The organism is Bacillus sp. 7884-1 (genome assembly GCF_002272245.1).
Classification (GTDB): Bacteria; Bacillota; Bacilli; order Bacillales; family Cytobacillaceae; genus Neobacillus.
Genome location: NZ_NPDD01000165.1, coordinates 39659 through 55300, shown reverse-complemented (window position 1 = coordinate 55300; position 15642 = coordinate 39659). Strand labels below are relative to the sequence as shown.

At 36.1% G+C, this 15642-nt stretch carries 11 protein-coding genes and 2 pseudogenes; 3 read left to right on the top strand and 10 right to left on the bottom strand.

Translation table 11 applies throughout. From position 1 onward, the window contains the following. Window positions 1-82: 82 nt before the first annotated feature. The 3 genes from CHI06_RS18970 to CHI06_RS18960 form a co-directional block, all read right to left on the bottom strand. Window positions 83-2395 (bottom strand): beta-N-acetylglucosaminidase domain-containing protein, encoded by a 2313-nt coding sequence (locus CHI06_RS18970; RefSeq protein ID WP_179292688.1) that lies wholly within the window; start codon window positions 2393-2395, stop codon window positions 83-85. A gap of 1256 nt (window positions 2396-3651) precedes the next feature. Further along, window positions 3652-4230: an REP-associated tyrosine transposase gene (locus CHI06_RS18965; RefSeq protein ID WP_095250183.1), complete on the bottom strand. Its 579-nt coding sequence runs from the start codon at window positions 4228-4230 to the stop codon at window positions 3652-3654. Beyond that, a complete protein-coding gene (locus tag CHI06_RS18960) occupies window positions 4230-5765 on the bottom strand; it encodes a YifB family Mg chelatase-like AAA ATPase (protein WP_095250182.1) in 1536 nt (511 codons plus the stop codon). The genes CHI06_RS18965 and CHI06_RS18960 overlap by 1 nt, the downstream gene beginning before the upstream one ends. 761 nt (window positions 5766-6526) lie before the next feature. Between CHI06_RS18960 and CHI06_RS18950 the strand changes: the two genes are divergently transcribed. After that, window positions 6527-6838 carry a helix-turn-helix domain-containing protein gene (locus CHI06_RS18950; protein ID WP_095250181.1) on the top strand — a complete coding sequence of 104 codons (312 nt, stop codon included), beginning with the start codon at window positions 6527-6529 and terminating at the stop codon, window positions 6836-6838. A gap of 26 nt (window positions 6839-6864) precedes the next feature. Beyond that, a complete protein-coding gene (locus CHI06_RS18945; protein ID WP_095250180.1) occupies window positions 6865-7713 on the top strand; it encodes an IS3 family transposase in 849 nt (282 codons plus the stop codon). Between the two features lie 387 nt (window positions 7714-8100). Here CHI06_RS18945 and CHI06_RS18940 read toward each other — a convergent pair whose 3' ends face one another. Continuing rightward, on the bottom strand, window positions 8101-8622 hold the full coding sequence (locus CHI06_RS18940) for a hypothetical protein (RefSeq protein ID WP_095250179.1): 522 nt from the start codon (window positions 8620-8622) through the stop codon (window positions 8101-8103). A 245-nt stretch (window positions 8623-8867) separates the two neighbouring features. Then, window positions 8868-9191: a hypothetical protein gene (locus CHI06_RS18935; RefSeq protein ID WP_095250178.1), complete on the bottom strand. Its 324-nt coding sequence runs from the start codon at window positions 9189-9191 to the stop codon at window positions 8868-8870. Between the two features lie 97 nt (window positions 9192-9288). Between CHI06_RS18935 and CHI06_RS18930 the strand changes: the two are divergent. Then, window positions 9289-9750: pseudogene (locus CHI06_RS18930) on the top strand (ATP-binding protein); the annotation flags it as partial. Between the two features lie 171 nt (window positions 9751-9921). Here the strand turns inward: CHI06_RS18930 and CHI06_RS18925 are convergent. The 5 genes and pseudogenes from CHI06_RS18925 to CHI06_RS18905 all read right to left on the bottom strand — a co-directional run. After that, window positions 9922-10126: pseudogene (locus CHI06_RS18925) on the bottom strand (SDR family NAD(P)-dependent oxidoreductase); the annotation flags it as partial. Between the two features lie 319 nt (window positions 10127-10445). Continuing rightward, entirely contained in the window at window positions 10446-11099 is a 654-nt protein-coding gene (locus CHI06_RS18920) for a CatB-related O-acetyltransferase (RefSeq protein ID WP_142300980.1), read from the bottom strand. A 192-nt stretch (window positions 11100-11291) separates the two neighbouring features. After that, window positions 11292-12533, bottom strand: a complete 1242-nt coding sequence (locus tag CHI06_RS18915; RefSeq protein ID WP_095250177.1) for a hypothetical protein — start codon at window positions 12531-12533, stop codon at window positions 11292-11294. A 552-nt stretch (window positions 12534-13085) separates the two neighbouring features. Beyond that, entirely contained in the window at window positions 13086-14216 is a 1131-nt protein-coding gene (locus tag CHI06_RS18910; RefSeq protein ID WP_142300979.1) for a glycosyltransferase, read from the bottom strand. A 34-nt stretch (window positions 14217-14250) separates the two neighbouring features. Then, complete coding sequence (locus tag CHI06_RS18905; protein ID WP_095250175.1) at window positions 14251-15483, bottom strand: oligosaccharide flippase family protein; 1233 nt, start codon at window positions 15481-15483, stop codon at window positions 14251-14253. Window positions 15484-15642: the final 159 nt, after the last annotated feature.

The window sequence follows — 15642 nt, the reverse complement described above, 5'->3', positions numbered from 1 at the left end:
AAAAAAATCATTCCGTTTGCTCCTCCTCAGGATAGCTTCCAGCAGGGACGGTTCTTAAACCGCCCCACCTGATTGCCTTATCTTAGTTTTGTGTTTCAAAGACGCTGATTTCGTACAATGAGTAGCCCCAGCTGCTGGATCGTTTGATGCCCTGCATTTTAACATATCGGGCATCGACGGCAGGGAACTGAATTTCATCGGTTCCTCCGTTGCTGTTAAGCTCTGTGTAAACATCTGTCCACTGGCTGCCGTCCGTTGATACCTGAATTTTATATTGTTTTCCATAGGCTGCTTCCCAGTATAATTTCACTTTATCAATGGAATACACCTGCCCCAGGTCGACACGGATCCATTGATTATCGCTGTACAAGGAGGCCCATCTGGTATTGTTGTTCCCGTCTACAGCCAGGTTCGGTGTCAGCCAGCTGACTTCACTCGAAGAAGCGGTGGCATTTTTTCCTTCCGCTAAATTTTTCCCGTTAAGCGCCCGCTCCAGGAAGGTCGGAAGTACGCCGATACTCAGCTTCTGCGGGATTTCGGCCATCGCTGTCATCGATTGCTGCAGGACCAAGCGCTCCGCAGCAGCCTCATCACCATCCCCGCTCTGTTGAGCCAGCACCATGTTAACGGCCGCTTCACCCGCTTGGCCAAATAGCTCCAGCTTGTTTAAATATCCGGCAACCTCTTTCAAGAAGTTCGGATTATCCACCTGATCCCGCAACTGGGCAGGGGCCTGCTTCATCTTGCCGAATTCTTTTAACAGGGCCTCGCCAGCCTCGGAAACAGCCTGACTGTCCTTGGCTTCCTCTGCCGTCCAAAATTGCTGGATCAGTGGCTTTAACCTTTCTGTAATCGGCTCCTGGTTGTTATTGAGACTCGTTGCATACGAGGCTTCCACTAGGAGATTTAAAGGTTCATAGGCTGCTGGGGCAAATTCCTTCAGGCTCCGCTTCATCGAGTCAGCCGGGTCATAGGCTTCAGGGTTCCACGTATAATCGGCAACAGTAAACAGTGATATTTTCGAAGCCTCGGCCTCATTCATCGGGTTGGCCGTTAAGCCAATCACGCCATGTTCCACCGTTAAATCCGAATCCCGGCCGGTCAGCGGCGCAAGGAATAACCGGTTTCGATCAAAATCATTAACCGGATAGTTATCCCAGATCAGTAAATCGTGTTTAAAAATTCCATGGATTTTATCGGCATCCTCCGAGGTGATCGTAGGAGCAACGACACCAATTCCTGTCCATTGAACAATAATGTCAGGCTGAACCAGCTTAGCAAAGCGTTGCCGGTAAGGAGTAGTGCCTGCCTGATAATAATCGGTCGGCACCGTGATCAAACGCTCTGCCCCGTCGTGTTTTTGAATAAATTCTTCATTGAATCGATTTAATAGATACGCCTGTGCCGCAGCCGGCGGGTTTGGATCGCCGCCAAACATTGCCCTGTCTTCAGGAGAACGGAGTCTAGGGTCAATATCATCGAGGTATAAGGCAAACGATCTCACACCGATATCCCACATGGCTTGAGCCTTTTCAATCAAAGCCTTCAGGTCCGCCTCACTGGAATAGGTGATGGTATTCCCCGGTGAAATCGCAAAGGTAAAATCGACATGGTTATCGTGAGCTGCCTGGACGAGTTCGGCAAGATCCGCTAATTTATCTGCCGGGTACGGCTCTTTCCATTTATCGCGGTGATAGGGGTCATCCTTTGGAGCATAAATATAGCTGTTCATCTTATGCTCGCCGTAAAATTCTATCTGACGTAAGCGGTCCTCATGGGACCATGGTGCACCATAAAAGCCTTCAATCGAGCCCCTGATCGGCATCGTTGGCCAGTCCTTAATTTCCACCTCAGGAATCCAGTCCGTTCCTTCCCGCTCGACAATGATTTGTTTGAAGGATTGTGTCCCGTAATAGGTACCTGCGTCATCATGTCCAGTGATGACAATATGTTTCTTATCCTGGGTCCCGTACTTGGAAGCGACAATATACCCTTCTTTTTTCGTCATCTCCAAGTCCACAAGGCCGGTGTGCTGCTGAATGGTTTTCAGTTCGTCAGGCTCCGAGAACTCCCCCAGCCAAATGATGACAGGTGCCTGGAGCTTAGGGTCTTTGATATCACTTTCCACAATGGTGGTTACACCTGCTTCCTTCAGGGCTTGCTTCAATTCATCAATCGCAGCAGGATCGGTCCCTTCTTCCGTAACCAATTCCACTTTTGGATTCAAGGGAAATCCGTTGTCTGTTTGTTCGAACGATTTCGGGATGGGAGACACAGTCACTTCGTAGCTTGTACTTGCCTCTGCTTTCCCTACTTTTTGAATATCCAATGGAACCAATAACCCGGATACCAAACAAACTGAAACAACGGCTTTTAACGCTTTACTTTTTGCCAACTTAACCACCTCTTCTGTTATTATTTTGAACAATCAGGGACGAACCTTAGGTTCCAAGGTGCTCCGGCTCTCAGTATTTTTAGGAGAATGCCAGCAGAGCCGTTCCTATAGCCTCGACCAAAAAAAAGCAGGACACCACTAAGCAACAGGGAGATCCCCATTACCAAGTGCCGCCCTGCCTGATCGAGTCAGTAACATGCGAATTAGATATTCGTTCCTACACTGGGAATCATACCCAATATAACAAGAGGTTCACAGAGTCTAATAACCTATTTTTGAAAGCCCTTTCAAAATTTATACAGGACATTTTTCATAATTGGGGCAGCCGGAGGGGATCCGGTTTTATTTGCGATTTCTGGGGCTTTGCGGGGAGGGACTGGCCCGGATATACCACACTTCGACCTATTTCCCCCTTCGTCAATTCCAATCAATCGTTTGATTAAAAACCTGACAAACCCTTTTGGAAAAACGAACTTCATGAGCATTTCAAGAAAATAATTGTCGAAGAAATGAGTTGGAAATCTTTCACGAAATGGCAGAATCTATGATAAAAATTAGTCATTTACAAAGAATGCTAGTTTTCAACAAATATGGATGTCAATCTAACGTTTGATTAGAATCGCTGAACACCCTTTCAAATAAGTGTTTCTATCCAAACGGCAAAGAAAACCATGTCGAATGCAGGGAATGATATTTGTCAAAAAAACTGTCAAATTTCAGTGAACCTTGTATACTTTAGTCCGCAGGAATAAAGTCCCGCTTATTATTAAATAGATTTAGGGATGTTAACTTTCCTAATTTTTTAAATTACTTCCAACTTGAAGTTATTTTTACCCCTATTATCTTCCTGTCAATGAAAAATGGATTTGACAGAATTTCAAAGGTGGTGCAGTGGAACTTATACTACATAAAAGGCTCGATTTTTTGGTCCTTCATACAGTTCATTCAAACATAATAGTATACAAGCTTTTATTAAATGATTGGATATAAAGGAGATGATGACCATGATGATGAATAAAACATTATTTCATTGAAAAGAGCTTGATCTTACTCATGGGGGAATATGACCAATATGAGAAGTTTTGAAAGGGCTGCTATTCAAGCTATTATCAACATGCTAAATAAATAATTCAGTGTTTTTTCATGGACTTATCTAAGAAACAAACACTTACACCCTTATCCAATAATAGATAAGGGTTATGGCCAATTCGGTGAACTTCAACCATTATACGAAACCTATCAGCACTATTCTCCTATCAATCTTCGATAAAACTCGGGGATTGACAGGTACGGATTCGTAAAGTTTGGCAGTACTTCTCCTTCCTTTCTTCAATTGTTCCAAGGTAATAATTTAATATACTATCCATATTTATATATGACGGTGCCACTTTTTGTGGGTTCTTAAACAAATGATAGCTGCTCCAAGGATAATACTCTGGTTTCCTAACCATTTTGGCTTCTACAGGGTTTAAGTGAATATAGCGGCTGACTTCTAGCATTCCTTCTTTATCTTCTATCATCTTGTCGTAAAATCGTTTTTCATAGACATGTCCCGTTAATCGGTACTTGGTATTGTAATAATTGGCATAGCTCTTGTTGATCAAGCCCATAAGCTTTGAAAAAGAAGCGTCCTTTGAGCGAATGAGAAGGTGATAATGGTTAGTCATTAAACAGTAAGAGGCTATTTCAAACGGTATTTTCTCATGAAGCTGTTGAAGGATATGGAAAAAGGCTTGAAAATCAGAAGCATTTCGAAAAAGAGGATCACGGCGATTGCCACGACAAATAATATGATAAAAACGATGATTAATCCAAACTCTTTGTGGACGTGCCATTACGTTTCCCTCGCAATACTGATTGGTTTAGAAACACCCGAGCGCCTTAAAGTCATTGCTTCCCAAATGGCTTGATCCGTAATCTTGCCCTCCCCAGCTAAGTCTGAAATCGTTCTGGCCAAGCGAATGATCTTGATCTGGACCCGGTTGCTCCAGTTTTGCTTAACAGCCACATTTGTAAGCATTCTTTGCTGCTCATTTGTTAACGGGCTAGTTTGGGAAATCATTTCAAACGGAACTTTAGCATTTGTTATTTCTGACTGATAGCGTTCAAATTGGCGCAGGCGTGCATGATGAACCCGAGTGCGAACTTCGGTGGACGATTCTTGAACCTTTGCGGGCAAATCTAAATTTATCGACTTTAATGCTAATAGAATATCTATCCGATCCTGTATCGGTCCCGATAAACGATTACGATAGCTTTTAATTTGTTTAACAGAGCAAGTGCAGTAATGATGATTGGATTCAAAATAACCACATGGGCAAGGATTCATTGCACCAACGAGGATAAATGAGGATGGGTAGGTTACAGTAGAGTGTGCCCTGCTTATGGTTACCTCCCCTGTTTCTAGGGGCTGTCTTAGCATATCAAGAGTCTTTTTGGTGAATTCCGCAATTTCATCAAGAAATAATATGCCTTGGTGAGCCAGTGAGATTTCACCTGGCCGCGGACTGGAACCACCACCTATAATTGCCACGGATGAGGCGGAATGATGAGGATGTCTGTACGGAACGGTTTGATAATAACTTCGTTTTTCACCTGCTAGTTGATAAAGACTCATTACTTCTAGTTGAGCTTGATTTGTAAGAGAAGGAAGGATGGAGGGAAAAGTTTCAGCTAGCAAGCTTTTTCCACAGCCTGGCGGACCGCTCATTAGCACATTATGTTCACCAGCAGCAGCAATTTCTAATGCTCGTTTCACCTGCTCATGACCAATAACGTGACAGAAATCCTTTTGAACTGCTTCAGAAAATTGCGGTGCTTGCTTACTAGTCCTAGGTTTAGGAAGAAATGAAAAACTTTGTTGTCCTTGTAAGCGCTGGACCACTTCCTTAATATGGCTTACAACAACAAATTCCAGGCCATGCAGCATGTCAATCGGTATGGTTGGATCATCAGGGATGTAAATCTGCTTTAGACCAAGTGCTTTTGCTGCAATTAATGCTGGCAGCAGCCCTTCCGCACTTTCTATCGTTCCATCTAGGGACAACGTTCCAAAAAACGCCGTATCTAACCGGATTTCTTCCTTAATAACCTTTAGTTCCTTTAAGGCAGCAATCGCCATCGCTAAATCAAATAAAGGTCCATTCTTTTTTTGTTCAGGCGGTGAAAGATTAACGACAACCTTTTGATCAGTCACATCTTTTCCAAAGTGACTAAGAGCGGCTATCACCCGTTCTCTTGACTCCTTAACCGAAGCATCTGGCAACCCTACAATTACCATCGACTCTTTACCTGGAGATATCCTCACTTGCACCTGAACCCGATAACCCTCAAGTCCTTTTAAACCAATACTTGATACATTGACCGTCATAAAACAGCCTCCACACGTAACTTTATTTTCAAAAATACATGGATAAATTAGAAATGACTTGCGAGAGGTAAAGGAATAAAGTCTGAAAAAGTGAATTTCGTGGTTTGTAGATGAAGAATAAAATATGAGTACTCCTATACTAAATTTCAACAAAATAATTCAAAATCCTGCACAAACTTTTAAAAAAATAAATAAAACGGAAAACAAATAGATGTTTAGTTATCACAAAAGCTATCAATCCTAAACAATAATCTGAGGAGTGACAGTACACTAGAATAAGCTCGATTCCCTTCTCAACTGGAATAATTTTGTGTATAATGGATATATATTAAAAAAGAGAAGTGCTACCAACACTTCTCCATGCAGCCTCGACCGTCAGGGTGGTGGTTGTCAATGTGGATTATTTGTGAGAACCACCCTTTTGCTTGCTACGGCGCGGGGTGGTTTTCCTGTTTTCTAGTACGTTTTTCCGAAAGAAATATGCACTAATTTCACGCACGATCCCCTTCAGAATTTCTCGTAAGATTTCAAGAAAAGTTTCCAGTATTATCACCCCCTTCCCCTATGAAGGAAAAGAAGATTGACAACCCGGCCACCCAACAATATTCAGCTGCAACTCCATTCTATCACTATTTAGCTATCTAACAACCTAGCAATCTTCGACAAAAATCGGGGAGTGACAGTGGTTGACCCCCTTATAATAGACATATAGAGTATGATGAAGATACGACATATCTGAGTTTCTTTGGGGGACAATTAACATGAGAAAAAAACAATCATCACATAATAGTGTCGAAACTAAGTTGGAAGCAGTGCGTCAAGTGATGGAAAATAAAAGGCCTGTGGCTGAAGTTGCAAGGGAACTGGATTTACACCGGGATACAGTGAATCGTTGGGTAATCTCTTTTAAGAATAATGGTGAGCAGGGTCTTGTGAATCCACGCTCTATCCCGCAGACTTCTCAGTCAAAAGATATAAAGAATACCCGGGAGTTGGAGAAGAAATTAAAAGAAAAAGAGATGGAGATAGAAATCCTAAAAAAGTTCCAGGCCTTTCTCAAAGGGAACGAATAAGCAAGAAATTCGAAGCTATTTCTTATTTGAGAAAGGATTATCCAGTCAATCTTTTATGCCGTATACTCGGGGTTTCTGCAAGTGGTTATTTTGCATTTCTTAAACGTCCTAAGCGCCAAACATCTGGAGAAGAACGCCAACATTTAAAACAGATAAAAAGGATTTATTTCCTTCACAAGGGTACGTATGGAGCCAAAAGAATATCCCGATCTTTAAAAGCAGAGGGCATTATAATAAACCACAAAAAAGTAGCGCGACTCATGAATGAGGCCAATTTGAAAGCAAAGGTGAGACAACCAAAAACTACTCATGAATCTAAGGAACAATCTGCAGGCTATGTCTATAAAAATCTACTAAATAGGGATTTTGACGCCGTTCATCCCAATCAAAAATGGGTAACAGATATGACAGAGGTTTTGATGGGGCAGGAAAAGTTGTATATCTCTGCGGTAATGGATTTATTTAATCGCGAAGTAATTGCCTTTGAATTGAGTTCAAGTCCTAATAAGGACTTGATAAAAGCCACCATTAAGGCTGCACAGAAAAGGCGAAAACTGGATACATTGGATGGCGTTCTGATCCATAGTGACCAAGGAAGTGTGTACAGATCTCACATGTATCGCAATCTAAGTAAGGAGCTCCACTTCATACCAAGTATGTCAAGGAAGGCAAACTGTTGGGATAACGCTGTTATTGAGAGCTTTTTTTCGCAGTTAAAAACGGAATTTCCTTGTTTTTATCCCAACAGCCCAATTGATTCCTTTCAACATAATTTAAAGAAATATATTCGTTATTACAATGAAAAACGAATCCAAAAAAGAATGGGATTCGTTTCTCCTAAAATGTATTATTTTAATTACCAAAATGCTTCATAAACGTCGAATTTTCCAATGTCTATTTTTCGGGGGCTTGACCACAGGCACCGAAATTAATGCAGTCACTAAAGCAATTCGAAACTTAAAATACATACCTCGTAGATTCCAAAAACAGATATATCTAGTACTGTGTTCTTGACGTTTACAGATGGAGATTCGTGTGATTTCGACCCCTCCTATATACGGGGATTATTGGTTGTTAAAGTTTATAAAAATTATTAATTAAAACTTAAAGTTTTTTCACTCACTTTTTTGTGTTTAATAAGTATTCATTAACTACTCGTAACCTTTAGACTAGTTCAATTCCACTAAGCCTCACAATGGGTTAAATGATTATTCAAATGTATATTTAAGTATTACTCTTAACTATTTTACCTTCTACAATTTTCAACCTTTTTTGCTTATATTATTCAGGTGTAATTTTATTTCGTAAATTGTACTAGCACAAAGAAAGCCCTCATCTTTTCCAAATTGCATTATACAATTATCATCCATACAAATATCTAAAACTTCATTAGTGTTCTTATCATAATGATCATCCGCTCCAATTAGATGAGCAACCTCATGCCATATGTTTTTTTCGAGTGTGCAGCTTACAACCGCTATAAAATCTGTAGCATCTCCCCAAGGATTATCTGTAGGTAAGTCTTCACCAACAATTGCAAATACATCACCATTACAATTATTTAAGATTAAGGTTAAATCTAAGCTATCAATTAAATTATTGCTTACAGGTAATCTATCAATAATCTGTTTTACTTCTTCGTAATATAATTCATTATTGTAATTCACTGTTAAATTATCTATATTTCTTTTGATGAGATATTTAATAAAATTACTCATATATTTTTCAAGCGTTTCATTAGAAGTAACTTTTGAATAGTTAAGTACATGAATGTTTGTAGACACTTCGACCTCTCCTATACTTCGGAATTTAACTACGTTTAAATGCTTTATTGTGTCTAATGAATCTATTTATCACTTTTCCATTGATCCATTTCCGTCCCACAATCCTGGCTAGTATGGTTAACGATTATAGTATGTTTTTGTATCCTTTTTACTATAAATAAAAAACCTGAGTAATCCCAGGTTTTGAATAATTATTCCAAGCAATAATTAATGATGCCTAAACCGTTCTCTTATTACAAAATTAATTATAAGTACATATCTCGTTCCACTTTTATGGATAAACAGATCATGTTTAGATTTAGTTTGAAACTAGAATAATCGAATACTTCTCCTTTTTTACACTTTCGAACCATCTGCTCCACTTTATTCCAATCATCTTTCATCCGAGGGCTTAGCTTTCCTTCATTTTCCCTCACCTTTTTCAAGGTTGTTAGATGCCGGTTAATGAGGGTTTCGTAATTCAAGGTAGAATCTGTAGTTTGGATGTAATTTATTTTTCTTTCTTGCTTATGTTCCCGTATAGACCGCCAGTAGGTTTCTTCTTCCTGCTTCCTTCGCTTTTTAGCCACTTGTTTAACTTCTCGGTTGTAGTGATGGAGTCGGTCTAACTGTTTGTCGAGAAGCGGGAGACCTAAAGAAACAAACCGTTGTATTTTAGAGGGATAATTTATAAAGAATCAAGAGAATTTAATTTTCTATGGCGGTGTTGGAACAGGTAAAACTTTTTTATCAACATTAATTGGATTAAATGCCATTCAGAAATATGGCAATAAAATTAGGTTTTATACTGTAGCGGGATTGGTCAATAGATTATTAGACGCTAATGAAAAAGGAACATTGAGTCGGTTCTTTAAGCAAATGGAAAAACTAGATTTATTGATACTGGATGAAATAGGTTACATTCCTCTACATAAACAAGGGGTAGAATTGTTATTCCAGGTGATCAGTTTGTGTTATGTACGGAAAAGTCTAATCATTACAACAAACCTCCGGTTTGGAGAATGGAACCATGTGTTTGGTGACCCTATTTTAACAGAAGCTGTCATTGATCGACTGATTCACCATTCACACCTAGTTGTATTCAAAGGACCAAGCAATCGTATGAAGGAATCATTATTACAAAGTTAAGAAAATGATAAATGCCAAATGGGACATTTTTAGCTGCCGAATACTATATGGCATTGTCCCAAGTTTGGCATTTGCATAAGCGAGCAAAAAACAATTAAGGATAGAAAAAGTAAAGTTGGCAAGTGACACAAAATTAATTGCCATATAAAACATTTTTTACTTGCCAAATACAAACAGTTCATCAACTGCATCTCGATTAAGCAGGTCGACCTCGTAAAACTTGAAATCTTTACCTGTAATCTCTTTTACTCTATTTAGTGATTCAGGTTTACTGTTAAAAATTATCTAGGACGATTATTTCATTTCCGGAATTTAGTAGTTCAACACAAGTATGGCTGCCGATATATCCGGCTCCGCCTGTAACAAGTATAGCCATGATTAAATTTCCCCTCTTTTCTATTGTAATTTAACAATGACTTAATCATTAATTTCATAGGAACATGTAGTAATACAATAATTTATAATTTTCTATACTATCGTAACCTATCATTATTCGACATATTTCGAGCTGTGACAGGCAGCGGGATTAAGAATTAGACTAAAAACAAGCCTGGCCATAATAAGGGAAGGAAGAAAATTATATTTTTCTCCTCCCTTTTGTAGTACTGCTGGTGGTAGATTGTTTATAAAACTCATGTTAATATTCCCCTTTTTTTGTTGCGTAATATTCTCCTAGTGTGCAAATCTTATAAGTATTATGGAATATTGTTTACCCAATTTTCATTTGCATGGAATAGCTTTTTATACTTCAATAACTCCTCTTTGGGTAAATTCCACCATTTTAATTTTTTGAGGAAGTTTACTTTTTCATCTTCAAATCTCATTTTGATAACTTTTGCAGGAACACCAGCAACAATTGAATAATCCGGAACATCTTTTGTTACTACGGCACCAGCCGCAACGATTGCGCCATCACCTATATTAACTCCCCTCATTACTACAGCGTTTCCACCTATCCAAACATCATTTCCTATAATGGGAGGTTCCTTATCAATGAAGTCAATTTCTCCTTCTGCAAAAATATTATTTTTCCCATAGGTTGAAGGGTGTGTAGAAATAAAATTTACTGGATGCCCATATAAACCAATTTGACAATAGTAAGAAATAGAACAATACTTTCCTATTTTAGTCCCTTCACCTACCAAAGTTCCAGTATTGATATATGAATAATCACCTAATTCCGCTTCACTAAAAATTTGTGTATTAGGGTTAATGAAACATTTATTCCCTAATTTCACATCATTAGAAATCATATGTGAATGTATTTCGCAAGAAGGATAACGTTTTTTATTCTTAATTAATCTTACATAATCTTTTATAAATGGTGGTAATAACTCTTTGATAAACATTTTCTTTTCTTCCTTTTTTCAAATATTCTACTATTCTTGTAAACGAGCATATTTTTTCATCTGCCGATTTAAAATTAATCCGGCTATAAATCTGAAATATTGTGCATTTTTTATCACTTTATTTCAAATTTTCACAATAATTTGTTTACTTGTTTATTTAAATTTTTCCATTCCCTTTTATGGATAAAAAAGTCACTGACTATTTGTGACTTTGTTTAATTTATTATAAAATATTGCAAAATTGAAAAATAGTACAAGATATAAAATATAGGTAGAACCATAAAGGAATCCTTCAGAGTATAAGTGAAAAAGAAAAACAAGCAGTCCTCCTAAGATAGACCATAGTTTCTTTTTTAATAGCAGTATAAAAGAAATTACTATCATCCCAATAAGAATTCCAAATCCTATGATGCCAATTTCCGCTAAGAAACTAACGTAACTATTATGAGCGGTAACCCAACCTAACGTTTCAGTATTTAAATAGGCTGTTTGCCTGAATCCAAGACCAAATAGTTTATATAATAAATTACTTTCGCCATATTGGTTTAAAACATGCTCTATATAGTTAACACGATCAGCGCCGTCATTAATTGTAATGGTTATAAATTTATTAAATATATAAAATAAGCTAACCAATATACCAAAAAAAGAATATAACCTGAATAATTTTTTGAAGGAAAAATCAAATAAAAATTGGATGAAAGCTAAAATTCCAAAACCTAAAACAAACGCAAGTATTCCACTTTTGGATTGTGTTAGAAGTAAAACAAGACTAAATCCAAATATGAGAAACCATCTTTTGAATGGTAGCCATTCCTTTTTAGCAAATATCGAAATGATAAGAAATATTGCCATTGTACCTGCTAATCCATTAGCACTACCAGATGTTCCAATTGCTCTATATAAATTGAATCCATATCTTCCTTCATACCATCCAACAGCATATTTATAAAAGGGGCCTGAAAAAGAAGATATAAAACCAGTTACAGCTAAAAGAAAATGAAGAAAAATAGTGGATTTCATCAATTTGTTTTGTAATTCTTGATTTTGTCTAGTGTCAAAATACAGGAGTGAAAGTCCTAAAAAATAAACAGTCCACTGAATTTCATACAAAAAAACAGTAAATTTATGCATCACTGCTAAATAATATAAACAATGTATAATCATAAAAAATACTAAACCATTTACAAAAAATCCATATGTTTTAAATGGCGATAAAAATAGAGCGTTTTGTTTTAAAATTCTCCATACAATGTAAAATGAAATAATAACGATACCGAACGAAACGCTACTACCTGTACCGGATATACCTATTGGTATAGGTGGTGCAAATAAAGAAACAACTAAAAAAAAGATAAACCATTTGTATGTTGTTATACTTATATTTTGCTGTTTGGTGATAGGATTAATTGCTAATGCATTGATGTCAATCATCTCCTCTTATTTCAAATAAAATAACAACATATATCTTAGGAAAACAATTTTTAAAAAATTGTTAAAATAGTACTGAGATAGTACAATAATCTTAAAGCTTTTGGTTTTTCAGACGCTGTACATGATAGAAAATAATTTTTCCATTCGGTAAAAAACTGCTCGTAGAAACTTGAGTATTTGAGTGCCATAGGGCATTTTATGTTTAAATATAGTACACTATAGTCTTTTTCTATTTCAAGGTTATTTATTGACACCTGTAGTGGATAAATTATATTCAAGGGCTCACAAATGCCATAATGTAAGATCTACTACATGGATTATTCTGTCGATTCGGTAAACCTCTGTATGTTCCATCACTTTGAACTTTTACTCTTTTGTCCTTAAAAGTTTTTGCTTTTTTTAACGAGTAACTGAAGAGCCGTTATCTATAATAATAAATTCCCAGTTTGTATAAGTTTGAGAAAAATACTGACTTTTATTGCACTAAATAGCGACTTCGCGCAATTATAAACAGGTAGTTCTAGAGTATCTAACATCATATCTCCTCCCTATTTATTTTGAACCTATATTTTCAAGCAATCTCTCAATTTGTGGAATAATATTTTTCTCGTTAAACATATCTGCTCTTTCAAGACTTTTTTTACTGTACAGAGTTTTCCTCTTATTATCAATAAGCATTTTTTCAATTTCATTACACAATGCCTCTTTATTCTGTGATTTCACAAGTACCCCATATTCTCCATTATTTAGTACCTCAGCAGGACCACTTGGGCAATCTGTAGATATTACCGGGATTCCTAATGCCATTGCCTCTACAATAACCATTCCGAACCCCTCAAACCTAGAACTAAGCACAAAAATATCTGAATTTTTCATCCAATTATATGGATTGTTTTGAAACCCTTCAAATCTTACAGTTTCTTCCACTTTTAATTTTTCGGTTAACTCAACCAGTTTTTCTTTTTCTTCACCATCTCCCAAAATGATTAAATTATGAATTATACCTCGTTCAATCAATTTTGAATGAGATTCTATTAAATAGTCAAAAGATTTTTGATAGGTTAATCTACCAACTGCTATGACATGAGGGACATTTTTTGTAAAACCATCTAATGAATCTTCCCCTAATAATTTTATTTCATCCAATGGAAGAGGATTGTATATAACATGGACCTTATTTTTCAGCATAGGAAGACTTTTGATAACGGATTGTTTAACACCTTTGGAAACTGCAATAACCTTACTTAGAAATGGATACAGAGACTTTATCAAAATTCGATGTGGTATTTTCTTCGCAACATTAAATTCTGTTATATTAATATGCACCCATCCAACAACAGGTTTTCTAGCAATTAACCCTGCCAAAATACAAAAATAAGTTGTTGTTAACTCTAATGATCCTACAATAATGTCCTGCATTTTTACTTTCTTTATTAGCTTACGAATAACTTTAAATGGTTGCTTCGTAAAACTGTTTCCTTTTTCAAGTGCATAGAATACTTCTAAATCATCTGGTATTTTATCTAAATAAACACCATCATTTATAAATAAAAATAAGGAAGGATTGAATTTAGTTTTATCTAAATTTCTAATTACGTTTAATACAACCTTTTCTGCTCCTCCACCTTGGAGGTTAGGTAAAACAAATAAAATATTTTTTTTCTTTTTCGTATTTTTATACAATTTATTCTCCCCCCAAAAACCAAGCAAAATCCTTTTATATACTAACAGTTCCCCTTATCATACTGACCTTTCTCTTTATCGTAATGTAACAAACAATGGCAGAGAAAATAATTTGGGCTATTGAAGAGTAAACCATGGCGTATCCTGCTCCATTTAATCCGTATTTAGGAACAAGTAGCGCATTAAAAATTAAGTTTATAAAAACAACAAAAAGTACCAAATATGGCTGAACTTTAAAATTTCTCATTGCTGTTAACCCAAATCCTAAAAAAGAAGAAATATAACTTAGTCCAAAATATACCATTAATAAAACTAACAATGAGCCAAATTTAGAAAACTCCTTAGTATATAATATTTCTAGGATTTTCTCGCTAAATAATAAGGTAACAATAAGCCCCAATAAAGTTAAACATACTCCAACCAATATAAATTGTTTTAACATCTTTAAGAATCCCTTTATATTGTTATCGCTGAAATATTGGGATAACCTCGGACTAGCAGCTTGTCCTAATGCGCTAACAACAACACTTCCAGCAAATGGAATATATGCAATAGATGAGAAATATCCTAGTTCATGAGTACCTATAAACTTTTCAATGAAGTACCTTGGTATGTTCTCATTTAAGGAAATAAGCATCATAACAATGCCTAAGGGTATACTTTGAATAGCAAGATGTTTAATCTTATCTTTATTAATTTCTAAATTTATATCTACTATTTGTTTAGCAAATCTATAATCATAAAATAATAGTACTACTAATCTGACGACTACAAAACTTAAAAATATTGCAAGAGCTAGGTTATTTGTATATTTAATTGTAACAAATAGGATTATCAATGAAAGTATACCTTTTATTATCAATGATTTAGATACAATATCCATAACTTCACTTTTTTGCAATACTCCAAATAACATATCACTTATTGATTCAATTGCTTTAGATAACCCAATAAGGATAACAACTAATAATGTCTCTTTATTGTAATCATTGAATAAACTAAAAATTAAAGTTGCAATAAATGCAATAATTGTAGAAATATATCTCAGTCCCATGTAAATACCGAAATTATATTCATTATTTACATCTGTAATTTGAATTTGTCGAAGTTGCAAATTAGTAAACATAAAAATTGGAGCAGTTACAGCTAATGCAAGAGAATATACACCTACCATATATGAGCCATCATATTTCGCTAAGACGACAATTATCGCCCACTGTGCTGCTGAATATATTAAATTTCCAATAAGGTTCCACGAAAAGTTCATGGTTAATGATTTTTTATTAATTTTTTGCGTTTTTATAACTGAGTCACCCCTATTTTAAAAGATGAACTTTAGTATTGTATTAACAGAATTTAACTTTAAAAATAATGACATTATATACAAGAAAGCATATATTTAAGGTAAAGAGTCATTATTTCATAA

Excerpts from the sequence above, each read along its gene's own strand:
- CHI06_RS18965 (WP_095250183.1), bottom strand. The coding sequence starts at position 4,230 with ATGGCACGTCCACAAAGAGTTTGGATTAATCATCGTTTTTATCATATT.
- CHI06_RS18960 (WP_095250182.1), bottom strand. The coding sequence starts at position 5,765 with ATGACGGTCAATGTATCAAGTATTGGTTTAAAAGGACTTGAGGGTTAT.
- CHI06_RS18950 (WP_095250181.1), top strand. The coding sequence starts at position 6,527 with ATGAGAAAAAAACAATCATCACATAATAGTGTCGAAACTAAGTTGGAA.
- CHI06_RS18920 (WP_142300980.1), bottom strand. The coding sequence starts at position 11,099 with ATGTTTATCAAAGAGTTATTACCACCATTTATAAAAGATTATGTAAGA.
- CHI06_RS18915 (WP_095250177.1), bottom strand. The coding sequence starts at position 12,533 with ATGATTGACATCAATGCATTAGCAATTAATCCTATCACCAAACAGCAA.
- CHI06_RS18905 (WP_095250175.1), bottom strand. The coding sequence starts at position 15,483 with ATGAACTTTTCGTGGAACCTTATTGGAAATTTAATATATTCAGCAGCA.